The sequence below is a fragment of the Candidatus Viadribacter manganicus genome (genome assembly GCF_001679665.1).
Lineage (GTDB): Bacteria > Pseudomonadota > Alphaproteobacteria > Caulobacterales > Aquidulcibacteraceae > Vitreimonas > Vitreimonas manganica.
This window is the reverse complement of record NZ_CP013244.1, coordinates 2,904,716-2,922,421: the sequence shown is the minus strand read 5'-3', so window position 1 is coordinate 2,922,421 and position 17,706 is coordinate 2,904,716. Positions and strand designations below refer to the sequence as shown.

General features: G+C 62.1%; 19 protein-coding genes. 12 read left to right on the top strand and 7 right to left on the bottom strand.

The window, feature by feature from the left end; translation table 11 throughout:
* Positions 1 to 70 precede the first annotated feature (70 nt).
* On the top strand, positions 71 to 709 hold the full coding sequence (locus tag ATE48_RS14940; protein WP_066772843.1) for a 50S ribosomal protein L25/general stress protein Ctc: 639 nt from the start codon (positions 71 to 73) through the stop codon (positions 707 to 709).
* Between the two features lie 42 nt (positions 710 to 751).
* Positions 752 to 1,366, top strand: coding sequence for an aminoacyl-tRNA hydrolase (gene pth / locus ATE48_RS14935; RefSeq protein ID WP_066772841.1), 615 nt, complete (start codon positions 752 to 754; stop codon positions 1,364 to 1,366).
* On the opposite strand, the gene ATE48_RS14930 is transcribed toward pth, so the two are convergent.
* Positions 1,363 to 1,704 carry a hypothetical protein gene (locus ATE48_RS14930; protein WP_066772840.1) on the bottom strand — a complete coding sequence of 114 codons (342 nt, stop codon included), beginning with the start codon at positions 1,702 to 1,704 and terminating at the stop codon, positions 1,363 to 1,365. The two genes, pth and ATE48_RS14930, sit on opposite strands and share 4 nt — an antisense overlap.
* 133 nt (positions 1,705 to 1,837) lie before the next feature.
* Here ATE48_RS14930 and ATE48_RS14925 point away from each other — a divergent pair, with 133 nt between their 5' ends.
* The 3 genes from ATE48_RS14925 to ATE48_RS14915 are packed head-to-tail and all read left to right on the top strand — an operon-like array spanning position 1,838 to position 4,934.
* Entirely contained in the window at positions 1,838 to 2,578 is a 741-nt protein-coding gene (locus tag ATE48_RS14925) for a hypothetical protein (RefSeq protein WP_066772835.1), read from the top strand.
* Positions 2,579 to 2,599: 21 nt separating this feature from the next.
* Positions 2,600 to 3,697 (top strand): redox-regulated ATPase YchF, encoded by a 1,098-nt coding sequence (ychF, locus tag ATE48_RS14920; RefSeq protein WP_066772833.1) that lies wholly within the window; start codon positions 2,600 to 2,602, stop codon positions 3,695 to 3,697.
* Entirely contained in the window at positions 3,690 to 4,934 is a 1,245-nt protein-coding gene (locus tag ATE48_RS14915; RefSeq protein WP_066772831.1) for a multidrug effflux MFS transporter, read from the top strand. The genes ychF and ATE48_RS14915 overlap by 8 nt, the downstream gene beginning before the upstream one ends.
* Here ATE48_RS14915 and ATE48_RS14910 read toward each other — a convergent pair.
* The gene (locus tag ATE48_RS14910) at positions 4,931 to 5,920 is read right to left on the bottom strand and encodes a retroviral-like aspartic protease family protein (protein ID WP_066772829.1); all 990 of its coding nucleotides are present in this window, start codon (positions 5,918 to 5,920) and stop codon (positions 4,931 to 4,933) included. The two genes, ATE48_RS14915 and ATE48_RS14910, sit on opposite strands and share 4 nt — an antisense overlap.
* 97 nt (positions 5,921 to 6,017) lie before the next feature.
* On the opposite strand from ATE48_RS14910, the gene ATE48_RS14905 reads away from it, so the two are divergent.
* From ATE48_RS14905 to ATE48_RS14885, 5 genes are all read left to right on the top strand, one after another.
* A complete protein-coding gene (locus ATE48_RS14905) occupies positions 6,018 to 6,674 on the top strand; it encodes a dienelactone hydrolase family protein (RefSeq protein WP_066772828.1) in 657 nt (218 codons plus the stop codon).
* A 10-nt stretch (positions 6,675 to 6,684) separates the two neighbouring features.
* Positions 6,685 to 7,083: a VOC family protein gene (locus tag ATE48_RS14900; protein WP_066772826.1), complete on the top strand. Its 399-nt coding sequence runs from the start codon at positions 6,685 to 6,687 to the stop codon at positions 7,081 to 7,083.
* On the top strand, positions 7,076 to 8,254 hold the full coding sequence (locus tag ATE48_RS14895) for a BaiN/RdsA family NAD(P)/FAD-dependent oxidoreductase (RefSeq protein ID WP_066772824.1): 1,179 nt from the start codon (positions 7,076 to 7,078) through the stop codon (positions 8,252 to 8,254). The genes ATE48_RS14900 and ATE48_RS14895 overlap by 8 nt, the downstream gene beginning before the upstream one ends.
* A 95-nt stretch (positions 8,255 to 8,349) precedes the next feature.
* A complete protein-coding gene (locus tag ATE48_RS14890) occupies positions 8,350 to 9,138 on the top strand; it encodes an inositol monophosphatase family protein (protein WP_066772822.1) in 789 nt (262 codons plus the stop codon).
* 74 nt (positions 9,139 to 9,212) lie between these two features.
* The gene (locus ATE48_RS14885) at positions 9,213 to 10,607 is read left to right on the top strand and encodes an MFS transporter (protein WP_066772820.1); all 1,395 of its coding nucleotides are present in this window, start codon (positions 9,213 to 9,215) and stop codon (positions 10,605 to 10,607) included.
* On the opposite strand, the gene ATE48_RS14880 is transcribed toward ATE48_RS14885, so the two are convergent.
* The 4 genes from ATE48_RS14880 to motA form a co-directional block, all read right to left on the bottom strand.
* Positions 10,541 to 11,308: a WecB/TagA/CpsF family glycosyltransferase gene (locus ATE48_RS14880; protein ID WP_066772818.1), complete on the bottom strand. Its 768-nt coding sequence runs from the start codon at positions 11,306 to 11,308 to the stop codon at positions 10,541 to 10,543. The two genes, ATE48_RS14885 and ATE48_RS14880, sit on opposite strands and share 67 nt — an antisense overlap.
* Before the next feature lie 22 nt (positions 11,309 to 11,330).
* Positions 11,331 to 13,190 carry a bifunctional tRNA (5-methylaminomethyl-2-thiouridine)(34)-methyltransferase MnmC2/FAD-dependent 5-carboxymethylaminomethyl-2-thiouridine(34) oxidoreductase MnmC1 gene (gene mnmC, locus ATE48_RS14875; protein WP_066772814.1) on the bottom strand — a complete coding sequence of 620 codons (1,860 nt, stop codon included), beginning with the start codon at positions 13,188 to 13,190 and terminating at the stop codon, positions 11,331 to 11,333.
* A gap of 70 nt (positions 13,191 to 13,260) precedes the next feature.
* Positions 13,261 to 13,473: a hypothetical protein gene (locus ATE48_RS14870; RefSeq protein ID WP_066772812.1), complete on the bottom strand. Its 213-nt coding sequence runs from the start codon at positions 13,471 to 13,473 to the stop codon at positions 13,261 to 13,263.
* A gap of 147 nt (positions 13,474 to 13,620) precedes the next feature.
* On the bottom strand, positions 13,621 to 14,487 hold the full coding sequence (gene motA / locus ATE48_RS14865; RefSeq protein ID WP_066772810.1) for a flagellar motor stator protein MotA: 867 nt from the start codon (positions 14,485 to 14,487) through the stop codon (positions 13,621 to 13,623).
* Positions 14,488 to 14,648: 161 nt separating this feature from the next.
* Between motA and ATE48_RS14860 the strand changes: the two genes are divergently transcribed.
* Positions 14,649 to 15,953: an MFS transporter gene (locus ATE48_RS14860; protein ID WP_066772808.1), complete on the top strand. Its 1,305-nt coding sequence runs from the start codon at positions 14,649 to 14,651 to the stop codon at positions 15,951 to 15,953.
* Here the strand turns inward: ATE48_RS14860 and ATE48_RS14855 are convergent.
* Positions 15,950 to 17,416 carry a lytic murein transglycosylase gene (locus ATE48_RS14855; protein WP_066772806.1) on the bottom strand — a complete coding sequence of 489 codons (1,467 nt, stop codon included), beginning with the start codon at positions 17,414 to 17,416 and terminating at the stop codon, positions 15,950 to 15,952. The two genes, ATE48_RS14860 and ATE48_RS14855, sit on opposite strands and share 4 nt — an antisense overlap.
* 130 nt (positions 17,417 to 17,546) lie before the next feature.
* Here ATE48_RS14855 and ykgO point away from each other — a divergent pair, with 130 nt between their 5' ends.
* Positions 17,547 to 17,672 carry a type B 50S ribosomal protein L36 gene (ykgO, locus tag ATE48_RS19465; protein ID WP_083197382.1) on the top strand — a complete coding sequence of 42 codons (126 nt, stop codon included), beginning with the start codon at positions 17,547 to 17,549 and terminating at the stop codon, positions 17,670 to 17,672.
* Positions 17,673 to 17,706: the final 34 nt, after the last annotated feature.

Here is a 17,706-nt window from a genome sequence, read left to right as displayed (position 1 = left end):
TGACCCCCACCTTCCGCTAGAAGCCCCGCTTCCATTTTTCCCGGCGCCCCGGAATTTAAGGCTATCAGCCATGGCTGGCATTGTTCTCAACGTTGAAAAGCGCGAAAAAACTGGCACCGGCGGCGCCCGCGCGACCCGCAAATCCGGCCTGATCCCGGGCGTCCTCTACGGCGGTACGCGCGGTGCGATCCCGATCGAGATCAATGCCAAGGACGTCACCATGGCGATCCGCTCGGGCAAGTTTCTCTCGCACATGGTTGAGCTCAACCACCAAGGCGAGAAGCAGCCGGTTATTCCGCGCGCTCTTCAATTCCATCCAGTGACGGACGAAGTCATTCACGTCGACCTCTATCGCGTTGAAGAAAACGCCGAGATCGCGATCGACGTCGTCGTTCACTTCAAGAACCACGAAGCCTCACCGGGCCTGAAGCGCGGCGGCGCGCTCAACGTCGTGCGCCACACGATCAAGCTGAAGTGCAAGGCCAACAAGATTCCCGAAGAAGTCGTCATCGACCTCACCGGCCGCGACATCGGCGACTCGATCCACATCTCGTCGATCGCTCTGCCGGAGGGCGCGCGTCCGGTTATCCGTGATCGCGACTTCACGATCGCCACCATCGTCGGCCGCAAGGTTGAAGAAGAAGTTGCGGCGACGCCGGCTGAAGGGGCGGCCCCGGCTGCTGCCGCTGGGGACAAGAAGGAAGGCTAATCCGCCTTCCCTTCCCCGAAACGGGAAGCTTAGAAGGCGTACATGCTGCTCCTCGTCGGTCTCGGCAATCCGGGCGCGAAATACGCAGGCAACCGGCACAATGTCGGCTTCATGGCCGTGGACGCGATTGCGCGCGCGTACAATTTCGGCCCTTGGAAAAAGAAGTTTCAAGGCGAGTTGGCTGAAGGCCAAATCGATGGCGTGCGCACGCTATTGTTAAAACCGCAGACCTACATGAACGAGAGCGGGCGCGCCGTTGGCGAAGCTGCGAACTTTCACAAGCTCTCTGCGCATGATGTCGTGGCGTTTTATGACGAGATCGATCTGGCGCCCGGACGCTTTCGGATGAAAACCGGCGGCGGCGCTGCGGGCCACAACGGCATCCGATCAATCATCGCGTCATCGGTCGGGGAAGGCTTCCGGCGCGCGCGTTTGGGTGTTGGGCACCCTGGCCAAAAAGAACTCGTGCATCACTACGTGCTCAGCGACTTCTACAAAGCCGAAGTCGAATGGCTGAACGCATTGCTCGATGCGTGCGCGAAGGCCGCGCCGATGCTCGCCAAAGGTGATGACGAAAAATACCAGGGCGAAGTCATGCGCCTCGCACCCGCTGCGAAGGCCGATCCACGCAAGCCCGGCGCGGGCGAAACCGCTTAGCGGCGCCCGCCCTTCACGATCTTTCGGCGCGTGCCACAAAGATTGCTGACCGCACCCGAAACGCCGGCTTTGCGCATGGCCAACTCAGCTTTGGCCATGTCCCATTGCGGCACGTAGAGAACGCGATCGACAGTGTTCACGTGCTTCAGGCGCTTGGCGGCGCGTTCGAGGTGTCGGCTTGAGCCGGAACGATCGATCACCTCTTCGGCGCGGCGCTCATCGCGCTTGCGCTCAGCGGCGCGGCGACGGCGCACGAGATCCGGCTCGAAATAGAGCAGATTGTCCGGCGGTGCGTCAGCGTCCTGCAAGAAGCGGCGATTCCAGCGGTGTTGCGCCATCTCAAGCTCCCAGCTTGTGGATATGTCACCGATTCGCGGTACTAGCGTTCGCGAAATAAGCCAAGCAAACTACTGTTTTACTTCGCAATCGGAACGAATTTCCGTAAGAGACCGGCGCCGGGAAACGCTGCTTATGTTGGGTCTAATTCTCTTTTACTTGCCGTCACTTGTGTGCGGCTTCCACGTTGTCCGCACGGGCCGCGAGATGTTCTGGCTATGGCTGTTCATCATCGGCCCGCTGATCGCGCCCGCCTTCTATTTCTTCGCCGTTCTGGTACCGGAATGGATGGGCGGCAAAGGCGCGCGGAGCGTTGGCAAGGTTGCGCGCCAAGCGCTCGATCCCGAACGTGACTACCGCAATGCGCTGCGCGCACTCGATGAGACGCCAACCGTTGGCGCGCGGATGAAGGTGGCGCACGCTGCCGCAGCGCTCGGACGATGGAGCGATGCGGAAACGCAATGGGCGCTCAGTGCAGAGGGCGCCTGGGCTGACGACCCATCGATCCTGATGGGACACGCAATTTCATTGCTCGAACTCGGCCGCTTCGCTGACGCGCTCGCGCGGCTGGAAAAACTGAAAGCACTGGGCCCGGAGGGCAAGACGCCAACGGTGGCGCTCGCCTTCGCCCGCGCCTATGAGGGCCTCGGCCACAACGAGGAAGCCGACGACGCTTACCGATTTGCCGCGGACCGCGTGCCTGGACTGGAATCCGGCGGCCGCTATGTAGCGTTCATGGCAAAGACCGGACGCCGCAAAGACGCCGAGATCGGCTTTGCGGAAATCGAGCGCCGCCTCGCCAAGATTGCCCCACCCCTGCGCCCCGAAGCGCGCGTCTGGCGCGATCTCGCCGCGAAGGCGTTAGGGCGCAGCTGAGTTCAGAAGGACAAGAGTTTCATGGGTTTCAAATGCGGCATCGTGGGCTTGCCGAACGTAGGCAAGTCGACGCTCTTCAACGCGCTGACCAAGACGGCCGCTGCGCAAGCGGCCAATTATCCTTTTTGCACGATTGAACCGAACGTCGGTGAAGTGGCGATGCCTGAGCCGAGGCTGACGAAACTCGCCGCGATCGCGGGTTCGAAAGAGATCATCCCGACGCGGATGAACTTTGTCGATATTGCCGGCCTCGTGCGCGGCGCTTCGAAGGGCGAAGGTCTGGGCAACCAATTCCTCGCGAACATCCGCGAGTGCGACGCCATCGCTTACGTGCTGCGCTGCTTTGAGAATGACGACATCACGCACGTGGAAGGCCGCATCGATCCGATCGCGGATTTGGAGACGGTCGAGACCGAACTGATGCTCGCCGATCTCGAGAGCCTCGATAAGCGCGTGAACAATCTCGAGAAGAAGGCAAAGGGCGGCGACAAGGACGCGAAGCTAACACTTGAACTTGTGTTGCGCGCGAAGGCTTTGCTTGAGGATGGCAAGCCGGCGCGCCACACCAAGCGCGCAGCAGAAGAAGAAAAAGCATTCTCGATGCTGCAGCTTCTGACTGCCCTGCCCGTCCTTTACGTGTGCAACGTCAACGAGGCTGACGCCGCCGGCGGCAACGATCACACTGCGCGCGTTCAGGAACGCGCCAAGCAAGAGAGCGCCGCGTGCGTTGTCATCTGCGCGCAAATCGAAGCTGAGATCGCCGCGCTTTCAGACGAAGAGCAAACTGAGTTCTTGGAGACGGTCGGCCTCCAAGAGCCGGGCCTCACCAAGCTCATCCATGCCGGTTACAATCTTCTGGGGCTTCAGACCTACTTCACCGTGGGGCCCAAGGAAGCGCGCGCCTGGACGATCCAAAAAGGCTGGACGGCGCCGCAAGCGGCCGGCGTCATTCACGGCGATTTCGAAAAGGGCTTCATTCGCGCCGAGACGATCTCTTACGATGACTACATCACCTACAAGGGCGAGAGCGGATCGAAGGAAGCCGGCAAGATGCGCCTTGAAGGCAAGGACTACGTCGTCAAAGAAGGCGACGTGATGCACTTCCGATTCAATGCCTGAGGGCGCGAGCGCCGCCGCACGCACACTTTCAACGCCCGAACTCGTCGCAATGGTGGCGTCGCTTTCGGCGCTGAACGCGCTCGCCATCGACATCATGCTGCCGGCTTTGCCGCAAATCGGCGAGAGCTTTCAGCTCGCGAACGACAACGACCGCCAGCTGGTGGTCGTGGCGTATGTTGCACTATTTGGCATCGCGCAGCTCGTATACGGGCCGCTTGCGGACGCGTTCGGGCGCCGGAGCGTGCTGATCTATGCGCTCGGGATCTACATCGCGGGCTCCATCCTTTGCGTGGTTGCGCCGAGCTTTGAACTCTTCCTCGCGGCGCGCGCGATGCAGGGCGTGGGCGCGGCCGCAACGCGCGTGATCGCGACAGCCGTTGTGCGCGATCTCACCGAAGGCCGGCGCATGGCGCAGGTCATGTCGATGGCGATGACGGTGTTCATGATCGTGCCGATCATCGCGCCGGGGCTTGGGCAATTGATCTTGTTCGTGGCGCCATGGCGATGGATCTTCGCCGCGCTACTGATCTACGCCCTGCTCGTGCTGACGTGGACGTTCTTGCGCTTGCCCGAGACGCTGAAGGAGGAGAACAGGCGCCAGTTCAACATTCCCGCCATCACGAGCGCTTATCTTTCTGTTCTCAGCCAGCGACAAACCGTCGGCTATATGATCGCCTCGACGTTCGTGACGGCGTGCTTGTTTGGCTACATCACGTCATCTGAGCAGCTGTTCGTCGATGTTTATGGGCTGGGACCGGCATTTCCGATTGCGTTCGGATCGATCGCCATCGCGATCTCCTGCGGTACGTTCATGAATTCAAGGCTCGTGATCCGCCACGGCATGCGGCGGATTTCTCACACCATGGCGATCGGGTTTACGTTGTCGGCGTTGGTGCTGGCGGCGCTCGCGCAATTGGGGCTTGCGAGCTTCTGGGTGTTCACCGGCATGGCGGCGCTGACATTCGCCATGTTCGGCCTCATCGCTTCCAACTTCAACGCGCTCGCAATGGAGCCGGTGGGGCGTGTTGCCGGCTCGGCGTCGGCAATTTTCGGCGCCGTGACAGCCACAGGAGGCGCCGCTTTAGGCGCGCTCATCGCGCGTGCTTTCGACGGTACAGCAACGCCATTTGCGATTGGGCTCGCGGCGGCGGGTGCAGCGACGTTACTCGCGGTGCTCTGGACCGAGCGCGGCAAGCTCTTCGGCGTTGGACCGACGCCAACGGCCTCGAAGATCTAGTTTTGCAGGCGCGTATCGAAGCGCAGGCGGTCCCGGATTTGTAGATGAACGGTGCGCCGTCCGTAATCGATGGCGAGACCGCGTGCTTGCGAAAGCACGTCCATGCCGATGAGGAGCGCGGGTTCTTCGGTCAGATTCCACAGCTGAAAGATATGATAATCGCCAACGTAAGCCGTGACGTTGCGCACTTCGAGTTCGCCCAAACGCATGCTGGGAATGAGGATGGCGTCTTCGAGCCTCACAGTGGATCCAGCGGTGTAGGCGATGGTCTCTTCCTCGCGCGGGCGATGGCGCAAGCGCGCATTGAAGGCGTCTCGTAGCGCCAGGTTCGCAAGGGAAGAATCCGAGCCCGTATCCAGCAGCAGCCGCACACGAATGCCGTTGATGCTGCCGCGCACGACGACGAGATGACCGAAGCGCATGTCGCCTTCGATGGTGGACCAGCCGCGCAGGCGCCGCGCGTCACGAGACAGCACGATCTCGATGCAATTGCGCTCGAAATCCATGCGCAGACGCCGATTGCTCATGCCGTCGACGCCGAGCAGGCCCTGCTCGCCCGCGAGCACACGCCCACTAAGCATCGGCAGGTCTTCGCCATTGAGCGCGACATCGCCATATTGGAGCCGATCAACGCTCACGAGCGGCGCGACGCTGACCCCGTGCACCGAGTGCACATTGTCGAAGCCGTTGGGCGTCAGCCCCAGGTGCGCTGCGAGATCGTCTGACATGACGGAGCGATTGGCGCCGGTGTCAACGATAAAGCGAAACGGCCCCTGCCCGTTGACCGTGACTGGCGCGACGACACGGCCGAGCCGATCGGTGCGCGTGGGACCCAGCGCGAAATCTTGAGGCGTTGCGGTTTGGTAGGCGGCAAGATCGGGGGCGTCGAGACATTCGGCGGCAGCATTGGCCGCGAACAGGCAACTTATAGCGCCTGCCGCGATCACCTTCAGGTAGCAGATCAACCCCATGACGAGCGTGACCATGATCTCGCCCGAGCGGGTGCGCCAGTGACAACGCGCTCAACTTCGCGCGATCTGCCGTGACCTCGACGAACGGTCGCACGTGTGCGACGGAGCGGCCATGACAATCACGCTGACCAGCAAGATCGACCAGTTCGAATTCACCGCCCTTTCCCATGCGCCGGCGTCGGCGCCCATTGGCGGTGTGGTGGTGATCCAGGAGATCTTCGGCCTGACCGACCACATCGCCGATATCTGCGGCGTGTTCGCAGATGCGGGATACCACGCAATTGCGCCCAGCCTCTTCGATCGCATTGAGAAGGGCTTTCACGCCGGCCATGACCAGGATGGCATTCAACGCGGCATCGGCGCGGTGATGAAATCGCCATGGCCGCAAGTCGTCTCCGACATCCAAGCGGCGATCGATGCACTGCCGCAACCGGTCTACGTAACCGGTTTTTGTTATGGCGGCGCGGGGGCCTGGATGGCGGCGGCGGCGTGTACGGGCCTCAAGGCCTCGTCGTGTTTCTATGGCCGGTTGATTGCGAACATTCTCGATCACAAGCCTAAAATCCCGACCATGCTTCACTACGGCGCGCGCGATAGTTCGATCTCGCCGGAAAATGTTGAGACGGTGCGTCTAGCGGCGCCGGACTCGCCTCTCTATCTGTACGACGCTGGCCACGGCTTCTGCCGCGCCGGCAGTTCAGATTACAACGAAGCCGCGCGCGAGCTTGCGCTGTCACGCACGCTCAATTGGTTCGCGCGCTGGCCCTGAAGGAGCAGCCATGGCCATCGACCACGTTTCCGTCGGCGTAACCAACATTCGACGCTCGAAGGCATTTTATGATGCCGCGCTCGCACCTTTGGGATTGGCGCCGGTTTATCCTGTTGAAGTGAACGGCCAATTGGTCGGCGTTGGATATGGCGAACCGAACAAGCCGAGCTTTTGGATTCAGCTGCCGATCAATGGGCAACCCGCCAGCATGGGCAACGGCGTACACATCGCCTTTCGCGCCACGACGCGCGAAGCGGTAGACGCCTTCTATCTCGCCGCGATTGAGCTAGGCGGCATTGAGGACGGCCGCCCCGGCCTACGCACCGAGTATCATCCGGATTATTACGGCGCCTTCGTGCGCGATCCTGACGGCAACAAGATCGAAGCGTGCAGCCACCTGCATGAGTGACGCGCCGATCGCCATTATCGGCGCCGGCCCGGCAGGATTGATCGCGGCGGACGTTCTTAGCGCCGCCGGCAAGCGTGTGGTTGTCTACGAACGCATGCCGAGCGTGGCGCGCAAATTTCTAATGGCGGGTCGCGGCGGGTTGAACCTCACCCATTCGGAAAGCTACGAGCGCTTCCTCGCGCGCTATGGCGCCGCCAGCGAACGCCTGGCGCCAATTCTGAGCGCCTTCACGCCGCAAGGTTTGCGTGCGTGGGCCGATGAACGCGGCGCTGAGACATTTGTCGGCTCAAGCGGACGCGTGTTTCCCAAAGCGCTGAAGGCGTCGCCGCTCCTGCGCAATTGGCTCGGCCGCCTGCGTTCGCAGGGCGTGGGGATTCGCACGCGAACGACATGGCGCGGCTGGAGCGAAGATGGCGCGCTGCTCTTCGACAGCGGCGAACAGGTTCGGCCCGAAGCCACGCTCCTTGCGATGGGCGGCGCCAGTTGGCCGCGTTTGGGCTCGGATGGATCATGGCGCGAGATTTTAAGCGCACGCGGGGTAACCGTTTCACCGTTCGCGCCTGCCAATGTTGGCTTCAATGTCGCATGGAGCGAGCACCTGCGTACAAAGTTCGCGGGCGAGCCATTGAAGACGATCGCTTTGCGCCACGGCGCGCGCGAGGTGCGCGGCGAAGTGATGATCACGGCGTATGGCATCGAAGGCGGCGCGATCTATGCGCTCACCAGCGAACTCCGCGGTCAAACACCGCTCACAATCAGCATCGATTTAAGACCTGATCTCACTGCGGCCGATATCGCCGCGAAGCTCGCGCGTGCAAAGCGTAGCGACACCCTCTCGTCGACTCTACGCAAGGCGCTTGGCCTTTCACCGTTGGCGATCAGCCTGCTTTATGAAAATGGCGCGCCGCCGCGCGACACCGAGGCGCTCGCGGCACGGATCAAGGCCGTTCCGGTGGAGCTAAATTCTGCACGCGGGCTGGAGCGCGCCATCTCCAGCGCCGGCGGCGTAAGCTGGGATGCGGTTGATGAAAGCCTCCAACTTCGCGCCATCCCCGACACCTACGCCGCAGGCGAAATGCTCGATTGGGAAGCGCCGACCGGCGGCTACCTGCTTCAAGCGTGCTTTGCCACCGGCGTGTGGGCAGCGCGCGCTATTTTGCAGCGTTTATAGCCTTGTTCGCCGCGCAAGCCTTCCCCAGGACAGCGCCCCGCCCTTGCCGCGTGTAGGGCGCCCTGCTAGCTAGCCGCGCTCCCCTAAGGTCAGAAATGCCGCAAGCTTCCGCTCTCCTCAATGTGATGATCGCCGCCGCGCGCAAAGCTGCGCGCCCTATGTCGCGCGATTTCGGTGAAGTCGAGAACCTCCAAGTCTCACGCAAAGGCCCGAGCGATTTCGTCACCTCCGCAGACCTCAAGGCTGAGAAGACACTATTTGAAGAACTCTCTAAAGCGCGTCCGGGCTATTGCTTCGTGATGGAAGAGCGCGGCGTCGTCGAGGGCACCGATAAAACCAATCGTTGGATCGTCGACCCGCTCGACGGCACCACCAACTTCCTGCACGGCATCCCGCACTTCGCGATCTCCATCGCGCTCGAACGCGAGGGCGTGCTGGTAGCCGGCGTCATCTACAATCCGATCCGCGACGAACTCTTCTGGGCCGAACGCGGCCAAGGCGCCTACCTCAACGACCGGCGCCTGCGCGTTGCGGGCCGCACAGACATGCGCGACGCACTGTTTGCCTGCGGCACCCCCTTCCACGGCAAAGGCGACCACAAGAAAGCGCTGGGTGAAATCGAACGTGTGATCGCAAAGACGGCCGGTGTTCGCCGCTTCGGATCAGCCTCGCTCGACCTCGCTTACGTCGCCGCCGGCCGTTTCGATGGTTACTGGGAACGCGACCTCGGCATTTGGGACATCTCCGCCGGCGCCGTGCTTGTGCGTGAAGCGGGTGGAACCGTGAATGAACTCGATGGCGGCGATTTCATGCAGACCGGCGCTGTCGTAGCGGCAAATCAAACGCTCATCGCATCGCTGACGCAAACAGTTCGCGGCGGTTGATCCCGCGCCGACACTTCTAGAGAGTACGCTGTAACGAAAGCCCAGCTCCGCGCGGAGTATGGGTGGGAGGAACAGTGACGCAAACCTCGACGCGCGAGCGCAAGGTCTCCGCTTGGGAAATCGCGGCGTTCGCAGCGCCCGCCGCGCCGCTTCTGGCGCTTTCGTTGCCGACGATCATTTTTATTCCGCCCTACTTTGCCTCGCATCTCGGCATCCCGCTTTTTTGGGTATCGGCAATTTTCCTCGGCGTCCGCATCGCCGACATCATCATCGATCCAACCCTCGGCAACATTCAGGATCGCACGATCCATCCGTGGGGCCGGCGGCGCTTCTGGCTCACGGCCGCATGCCCACCCTTGATGATGCTGATCTGGATATTGTTCATCGGGCTTTGGCCGGGCGTGCCGATTGCCATCGCTGCGCTCACGGTCTTCCTCCTTTATAGCGCTTACGCCGCAATGATGATCGCGCATCTAGGTTGGGCGGGCGAACTGATGCCCACCTATCACGGACGCACGCACGTGCTCGGCGCTGTGCAATTCGCCAGCGCTATCGGCCAGGTGCTCATGCTCGTTATCGCCGGTATCGCTGCGCTCGCATTCGGTGACGATCGCGATGGCGCCAACGGCGCCGCCGTCATGGCTATGGGCTGGACCATGGTATTTCTGCTTCCGGTGACGACAGCGCTGGCAGTCGTGTTTGTACCAGAAGAAAAGCGTCCACCGCAGCATCATCTGACGCTGATCGAAACGATCAAAACTCTCATCGCGAGCCGTTCGGCCCAGCGCGTCCTGCTTCCCGATTTCTTGCTTGGCATCTCGCAAGGCGTCTCGGGCGGACTCTTCCTTTGGTATTTCCAATTCGTCCTTGGTTTCACCAATACGGCCCAGGCGCTCCTCGCACTCTATTTCGTCGCCGCACTCGTGGGCGTGCCGATCTGGTGGTTCGCCGCCCGGCGCTGGGGCAAACATCGCGCGCTGGCCGGTGCGTTTATTTACACAGCCGTGACGACAGCGATCCTTTTCGTCTTACCCGCAGGCGACATCTGGCTCGCCGCGCCCTTCATGTTTGTTGCCGGGCTGAGCAACGGCGGTGGTGTACTACTCACACGCACGATGATGGCCGACGTCGTCGATGAAGATGAACTGAACACAGGCGCGCGCCGCTCGGGCCTGTTCTTTGGCCTGCTGCTCACAACATCAAAAGCCGGCGCGGCGCTCGGCCCGATCACGTACGCAATCCTCGGGCTTGTCGGATTTGAATCTGTAAATGGCGCGAACAACACGCCAGAAGCGCTGATGACGCTATCGGCGCTCTTCATTTTTGTACCGATCGTGCTGTGCGTCCTCGCAGCTCTAACGCTGCGCAATTACCCGATCGACGAAAAGCGCCAAGCGGAGCTTCACGCCGCCATCGAAGCGCGCCATTCGGCGAACAGTGAAAACACCTTGGGACCGGTCACTAAATAGCGCTGCCAAAGACGGCCGGGCTCGCTCACCAAACGATGCAGCCATTCAAGGCCTATCGCCTGCATCCAGCGCGGTGCGCGCTCAGCGGCGCCGGAGAGAAAATCCAGCGCGGCGCCAACACAGAGGCCAACACCGCGCGCGTCCTCGTGCTGGGCGATGGCGTAAGCAATCATCTCTTGCTGAGGCGCACCCACGCAAATGAAGGTGAAGCGGGACGGCTGCGCGGCCGCGAACGCTGCAGCGCGCACGATGGCGCCCGGCTTGTGCTTCAAATTCATCGGCGGCTCATGCCAGCGCAGGTCGCGCAGATCATAGATGCGTTTCAGCTCTTCGATGCTGGCGCGATCGCCACCGATGATGGTTACCGGCTCGTACTTGTCGATCACTGTGTCAAACAAGTGCTCGGCAATGTCCGAACCTGGCGCAACTGGCAGATCGACATTGGCCGTGCGCGCGAGCCCCCTCAGCACGCGACTATCGTTGAGCAGCATCCACGCACGATCATAAAGCGCGCGCCGGCCCGGCTCTTTGGCGAGACCGACGACGTGATCGACGTTCGGCGTTGCAACATAGGCAAACGGCAAGCTCAAGCTGGCGCGCGCACAGATTGCATCAAGCGCCGCATCGAGACTCAAACCACTAAATTCAAGGTCCAAGAAATTAACTGTGTCCGTCGTGCGGACGCCTGCATCGAACGCCATTGCGATTAACCCAAACTCGGCCTTAACGCCGTTTGAGCGCCCTATGCAGAAAACGGGCCGGATGAATCGCGTCACGCGCGAGCTGACTTAACAGCCCAGGTTCATTACACATTTCGCTGGCGATAACTTCGCCAAGCAATGGCGCCAACGTGAGGCCGCGCGCACCTAAACCGCCGATAACGTAAACGCCGGAATGCGCCGGCGGCGCTTGGCTTGTGGTCACGGCGCGGCCATGCGCGAGATCCGCGTACTGCGCTAACCATGCCGGCGCATCCGGCAGGAGGCCTGCGATCGGCGCGCGATCGGGGGTCGTTGCGCGCTCAGACGCGCGCGAGTGCAAGCTCGCTTCATCGACATTGGCGGCGACATCGGGCGCGAGGTCGCGCAACGCCGATAAATTGCGAGCTCGTGCATCGGCTGGCGGCGCTGGTGTCTTGTCGAAGGTGGCGCCGAAGAGCACGCCGCCATCAAAAGGCGCAACGTAGCTGCCGTGGGTGAGCGCGTGGGTTGGCGGCGCCCCCTCTCCCCACTCGATCTGTCCGCTTGAAAGCGCGATAGGCAAAAAGGCTGCGGGCTCGAACTGTGTCAGAGCCGCGCCGCAGGCGAGCACAACAGCATCCGCCTTCAGCAGAGCGCGTCCATCCAACGCGCGAACGATCCAGCCCTCGCCCTCTCGGTCGAGGCGTTGCACTGGAGATTCCGTGATCAGTGTCGCGCCTTCGAGCATACGCTTGATGGCCGCTTGCGGACGCACCATACCGGCGCGCGCGTGCAACGCAGCGCCGCTTGGCAAACGTGAAAACCAATCAGCCGGCAGCGGCGGATCATCCAGCAGATCCGCGAGCGCGTCCTCGCCGCCATCGCGAGCGCGCTGCTCTACGCCACAGGCCTCAAGCACACCCATGGCTTCGTACGCAGCGACTGCATGAAGGTAGGAGGCGAGATAGACTTCGCTGAGGGCTCCGGCGCGATCGAGCCGCGGCATCACAAGGCCGGCGGGGTTGCCGCTGGCGCCCGCGCCAAGGCCGCGCGCTGCTTCGAGCACGACAACCTCAATCCCGCGGCGGGTGAGCGCCTGCGCGACGCTGGCGCCCGCTATGCCGGCGCCTAGGACGGCCACGCGCTTTGGATTGATGGCCACGAAGGGGTAGATGCCGCGCGGTTGCGGAAGAGCCTCCACCGGCCATGTCGCCTCTAGGCGCTCCCGCTTCTTGGCAAACCCCGGCTTCTTCTCGGCCGTGAAGCCAACTGCTTCCAGACCACGCCGAACATCGCCAGCCACCGTGAAGGTCGCGGCGCGCGCGCCAGGGGCGCTTAGGCGGGCGATGTGCTCGAACAGCGCCGGCGACCACATCCCAGGGTTGCGCGCGGGGGCAAAACCATCGAGGAACCAGGCGTCGAACGCACCCGTAAGGCCGCCCAAGACGGTTTCAGCATCGCCCGTCAACAGCGTCAGCGAGAGGCCATCTTCAGGGAACCAGAGGCGTTGCGGCGCGTAAGCGCGTACCGGCCAGCGCGCTAGAAGCTGCTCGGCGAGTTCAGAAACGCCTGGAAATGCTCGCAAAACTCTGGCGGCGTCATCCCTTGCTAGAGGGAATGACTCGATGCTGGAGATATGCAATTGCGCATGAGGTAATCGTGTCTTTTTCCAGGCGCGCCAGAGCGCCAAAATGTTCAAACCCGTGCCGAAACCAAGCTCGCACAGGGCGAAACGATCCCTATTTTGCCAGCGTTCCGGCAATCCGGTTCCTGCCAGGAACACAGCATCGGCCTCCGCGAGCCCTCCGTCCTTGGAAAAGTAAATATCATCGAATGCAGTCGCCCTGAGCGAGGTGAAATCTTCGCTCCATTGCAGCTCGGGTGCAGGCGGCAGACGCGGCATTTGGTGACCCTAAACGCAAACGAGCCGCCCTTTCGGGCGGCTCGTCGCGAAAACTACGTGTGAACGTAGATTACGGCGTGGTGGTCGCCGGAGCTTCCGTGGTCGTCGCAGCAGCGTCGGCCGGAGCTTCGGTCGTCGCAGCAGCTTCAGCCGGAGCTTCGGTCGTGGTTTCTTCAACCGCAGCCGGCTCTTCCGTCGTCGCCGTCGTTTGGCCGCAGGCCGCGACGCCGAAGGCGAGAACGGCAGCGGCAGCAGCCGCCATGCCCAACTTGAACTTCGTCATAGGTTCTACCCCTCGTCTCAGCGCCAGGGTCTACCCCCAACGCAAGGAGGCGACTCCATGCCAAGGATTAACCGCATTGGCAAGCGGTGAGGCGCGACAGGCCCATGCATATCTGCATAGCTCACTGTGGCGAAGTCAGGCCTAGCACTAGCCTTCAGCGGCTGTTGCCAGTGCTTCTTCAAGCTGCGCGAAGCTCGGTTGCATTGAACTCGGCACCGAACCGCGTCCAATTTCAACTGAAACCTGGGCCGCGTTGCCGTGCAAGTGCGCCACGAGCACATCGCGGATGATTTTGTAGAACTGCGCATCGTGCTCGATGACGGAGTTCAAGCGCGACGCCATCGGACCAACGATACCGTAGGCGAGGAACACGCCGAGGAACGTGCCAACGAGCGCCTTACCGATCATGAGGCCGAGAACTTCCGGCGGCTCATTGATAGCGCCCATCGTTTTCACGATGCCCAACACGGCCGCGACGATGCCGAGCGCCGGCAAGCCGTCGGCCATGCCCTGCAACGCGTGCGCAGGATGCAGCGCTTCGTGGTGGTGCTTTTCAATCTGCTTTTCCATGGCGTCTTCGACCTGGTGAGGATCGTCGAGGTTCATGGTCATCATGCGAAGCGTGTCGCAGATGAAATCGACCACGAAGTGGTCTTTGCAAAGCTTGGGGTACTTTTGGAAAATCGGGCTCTCATTGGGCTTTTCGATGTGCGCTTCGAGCGCGACGACACCCTTTGTCTTCATCAGCTTCGTCAGCTGGAAGAGCAGAGCCAGAAGGTCTGAGTAATCTTTCTTATTCCACTTCGGGCCGGACATCACCATGCCGAAGCCGCCCATCACGCCTTTGAGGCCGTGCATGTCATTGGAGATGATCATGGCGCCGACGGCGCTGCCGAAGATCATCATGAATTCCATCGGCGCAGCTTCGATGATGACTTCAAAGTGGCCGCCCGCGAGCATAAAGCCCCCGAACACCATGCCGAACACAACGACGAGGCCGATAATTGGAAACATGTTAGCGCGCGTTTACCTAGAAGGCATTCTGCCAACTGGCTTTATGCACCCTCGCGCTTAACGCGCCGTTTCGCCGTTAGCCTTTCTGCGGTGTTTGCCAGTTTCCTTTTCGTCAACACCTTGGCCGCCGCTGCCGTTTAGGCGTAGCAAGAGCCGCTGACATGGCGGATTCCCCAGCTCCAGACCCGTTTGCCGCGCCTCCAGCTGCGGAAACCGCACCCATCGGTCGCAACCGGCAGTTTCGCCTCCTCTGGACCTGCATGCTGGTGATCGGCGCGGGCAATTCGATGTTGCTTGCGGTCGCACCGCCTTTGGTGCGCGAACTTAATCTTGGAGACTCGAGCGTCGGCTGGATCTTCTCCCTCTCTGCTTTGCTCTGGGTGCTTGCGAGCCCCTACTGGGGCCGGCTTTCAGATAATGTGGGGCGCAAGCCGACGATCGCGCTCGGCTTGTTCGCGTATGCGATCTCGATGGCCTCGTTCGGAACGGCCGTGATGCTCGGGCAATCGGGCGCTCTCACCGGCTTTGCGCTCTTCATTTCTTTGGTCTTGGCGCGCTCAATCTTCGGCGCGTTTGGCTCAGCCTCCTCACCTTCCGCGCAAGCCTACATCGCGGACCGCACGACAGCGTTCGAGCGCACCGCGCAATTGGCGGGATTGAGTTCAGCGTTCGCGGTAGGGCAAGCGGTGGGGCCTGGTGTTTGCGCCTGGTTGGCGGCGCGCTTTGGAACTGTGTTTCCGATCTGGCTGGTCGGCCTGTTAGCGCTCTGCGCGTCGCTCGCGATTTTGTTCTTCTTGCCTGAGCGCACGGCGCCGCATTCAAAACGCCAGCGCGCAAGCATTGGGCAATCCCTCGCCTTGATAACCGATCGGCGGCTTTCTGGGTATTTGATCTACGGCTTTGCACTGTCGATCGTCGCAGGTGTGACGGTGCAGGTGTTCGGCTTGTTCACGATGGACCGGCTTGGCGTTTCGGGCGCAGCTGGCACGCAACTTATTTCTTACGGCTTCATGGCCAATGCGATGGCGCTGCTGTTCACACAGCTCGTTATTCTGCCGCGACTGAAAATTGGGCCGCGATCGCTCATGATTTGGGGCGCGGCGATTTCCGGCGCGTCTGTGATGATGCAGATCTTCGCGGCGAATTTTGAAGTGTTGCTTGCCGCCCAAGCCTTATTGGGACTTGGCGCCGGCTTGGCCCGGCCGGGTTTCACCGGCGGCGCGTCAGTTGCGGTGGACCCGCACGAGCAAGGTGCGGCGGCCGGCTTGGTCGTTGCCGTGAACGGTGCGGGCTTCATCTTCTCGCCACTGCTCGGCGGCGTTGTCTACGAACACTTCGGCATGAACGCGCCGCTGGCGATCGTCGCGGCGGTGCTCGCCTTTATGTGTACGTTCGCGGCGATGAGCCGGCGACTGCGCGACGCCGTCGCGCCGCCGCCACCGCCAAGCGAAACGCCGCCAGCTTAGCGTCCAGCGGCGCGTGCACGCTCCAGCACAACGTCCGTCGCGCGGCCGCGAACTTCCATACCCTGTGCACGCTCGAACGCGCGGATCGCGTCACGCGTCCGCGAACCGATAACACCATCGGCAGCGCCAGCATGATAGCCTTGGCGGTTCAGCAGACGCTGCAACTCGCGAATGCCATTGCGCTGCAGGCCGCGCGGCACGCGTGGCTCAGGATCGCTGATGCCTGCACTTGAGCGCACACGGGTCAACAATGCCGCTGTTGGAAACCCATCAGCGGGCAAGCTCTGAGCGGCCTGGTAGTTGCGAACTGCGCGACGCGTGCCCGAGCCAAACAGGCCGTCCGGCGTGCCGGAATCGTACCCCAAGCCATTGAGCAAGGTTTGCAGTTCGAGGATTTGTTCGCGATTGAGCGCGCCCGCAGCGCGCGGCCAATCGGACACCAAGCCACTACGTCCATCGAAGGCGCGCGCCAGCAAAGCCACCACCAGTGCGTAGCGATCCGAATTGTTGTAGCGCCGTATCACACCGAAATTGTGATAGAGCATCAGCGCCGGACCGTTCGCGCCTGCTGGCAAGAAGAGTTGCGCCTGCAGACCCCACTCCGCGCCCGGCCAAGCAACGTCGTCGATGCGGCGCACGCCGCGCTCGTTCCAATCTGCAATGGTGCGCATGGTGCCGTCGGCGAGCGCGTAGTCGAAATTGTCCGGCAGGCGCACTTCTTCAAACACCGGCTCGCCACGACGCCAGCCACGATCTTGCAGGTAGTTGCCAATCGAAGCGGCGACGTCGCCGCGATTGTTCCAGATGTCACGATGGCCATCGCCATCCCAATCGACGGCGGTGGTGAGATAGACATCGGGCATGAATTGCGGCTGGCCGAGCGCGCCGGCCCATGAAGAGCGCAACTGGCCTTGGCTCGCGAGATCGCGCTCGACCATTTCGGCGAGCGCCATCAGGTAGCCTTCGAATTGCTCGCGGCGGCGCCCTTCGTAAGCGAGCGTCGCGAGCGCCGTCTGCGCATCCCAATTGAGCGCGGCCTCACCGTAATTGCTCTCCAGCCCCCAGATCCCAAGGATGATGCCGGTGGGCACGCCGTAGCGTTGCTCAACGGCATCGAGGGTGCCGGCGATCTCGTTCTTCAGGGCGCGGCCCGAACTGATGCGGTTCTCGGTGACGCGGTTGGTCACGTAATCCCAGACCGGGCTCACGAATTCGGGCTGGCGCTGGTCCAGCTCAATGACGCGATCATCCGGCGTGATCCCGGCCAGCAACCGGCCGAGAACGGCGGGGTCCCGCCCCCGCAAAACCGCCCGGCGCGCGAATTCGTCGCGCCATTCGTCGAAAGCCCGGTTCCCGGTGGGCTGAAAGCTGGGTGGCTGGGGGGCCGGCTGGGCGCCAACCGTGGACGGCCCGCAGGCAATCGCCAGCGAAATCGCCGCCGCAAGTATAAAAGCTCGCGCCATCTGGTACCCCTTCGTCATCAGCCCTCAACGCCCTTAGGGTGCGTCGGGGGCCGTATCAACGTCCCCACATTGACTTACGCAGGAGGCCCCCTTAGAAGCCCCGCTTCCTTTTCGCCCCGGAAATTCGGCCATGAAAGTCAAGTCGTCGCTCAAGTCACTCAAAGCTCGCCACCGGGCTTGCAGAGTCGTGCGCCGCAAGGGCCGGATCTACGTGATCAACAAAGTTGATCCCCGGTATAAGGCGAAGCAGGGCTGAATTAGGCCCCAATTGAAGCTCACAGGCGCCCGCG

Coding starts and splice junctions, on each gene's coding strand:
- ATE48_RS14940 (WP_066772843.1), top strand. CDS start 71: ATGGCTGGCATTGTTCTCAACGTTGAAAAGCGCGAAAAAACTGGCACC.
- pth (WP_066772841.1), top strand. CDS start 752: ATGCTGCTCCTCGTCGGTCTCGGCAATCCGGGCGCGAAATACGCAGGC.
- ATE48_RS14930 (WP_066772840.1), bottom strand. CDS start 1,704: ATGGCGCAACACCGCTGGAATCGCCGCTTCTTGCAGGACGCTGACGCA.
- ATE48_RS14925 (WP_066772835.1), top strand. CDS start 1,838: ATGTTGGGTCTAATTCTCTTTTACTTGCCGTCACTTGTGTGCGGCTTC.
- ychF (WP_066772833.1), top strand. CDS start 2,600: ATGGGTTTCAAATGCGGCATCGTGGGCTTGCCGAACGTAGGCAAGTCG.
- ATE48_RS14915 (WP_066772831.1), top strand. CDS start 3,690: ATGCCTGAGGGCGCGAGCGCCGCCGCACGCACACTTTCAACGCCCGAA.
- ATE48_RS14910 (WP_066772829.1), bottom strand. CDS start 5,920: ATGGTCACGCTCGTCATGGGGTTGATCTGCTACCTGAAGGTGATCGCG.
- ATE48_RS14905 (WP_066772828.1), top strand. CDS start 6,018: ATGACAATCACGCTGACCAGCAAGATCGACCAGTTCGAATTCACCGCC.
- ATE48_RS14900 (WP_066772826.1), top strand. CDS start 6,685: ATGGCCATCGACCACGTTTCCGTCGGCGTAACCAACATTCGACGCTCG.
- ATE48_RS14895 (WP_066772824.1), top strand. CDS start 7,076: ATGAGTGACGCGCCGATCGCCATTATCGGCGCCGGCCCGGCAGGATTG.
- ATE48_RS14890 (WP_066772822.1), top strand. CDS start 8,350: ATGCCGCAAGCTTCCGCTCTCCTCAATGTGATGATCGCCGCCGCGCGC.
- ATE48_RS14880 (WP_066772818.1), bottom strand. CDS start 11,308: ATGGCGTTCGATGCAGGCGTCCGCACGACGGACACAGTTAATTTCTTG.
- mnmC (WP_066772814.1), bottom strand. CDS start 13,190: ATGCCGCGTCTGCCGCCTGCACCCGAGCTGCAATGGAGCGAAGATTTC.
- ATE48_RS14870 (WP_066772812.1), bottom strand. CDS start 13,473: ATGACGAAGTTCAAGTTGGGCATGGCGGCTGCTGCCGCTGCCGTTCTC.
- motA (WP_066772810.1), bottom strand. CDS start 14,487: ATGTTTCCAATTATCGGCCTCGTCGTTGTGTTCGGCATGGTGTTCGGG.
- ATE48_RS14860 (WP_066772808.1), top strand. CDS start 14,649: ATGGCGGATTCCCCAGCTCCAGACCCGTTTGCCGCGCCTCCAGCTGCG.
- ATE48_RS14855 (WP_066772806.1), bottom strand. CDS start 17,416: ATGGCGCGAGCTTTTATACTTGCGGCGGCGATTTCGCTGGCGATTGCC.
- ykgO (WP_083197382.1), top strand. CDS start 17,547: ATGAAAGTCAAGTCGTCGCTCAAGTCACTCAAAGCTCGCCACCGGGCT.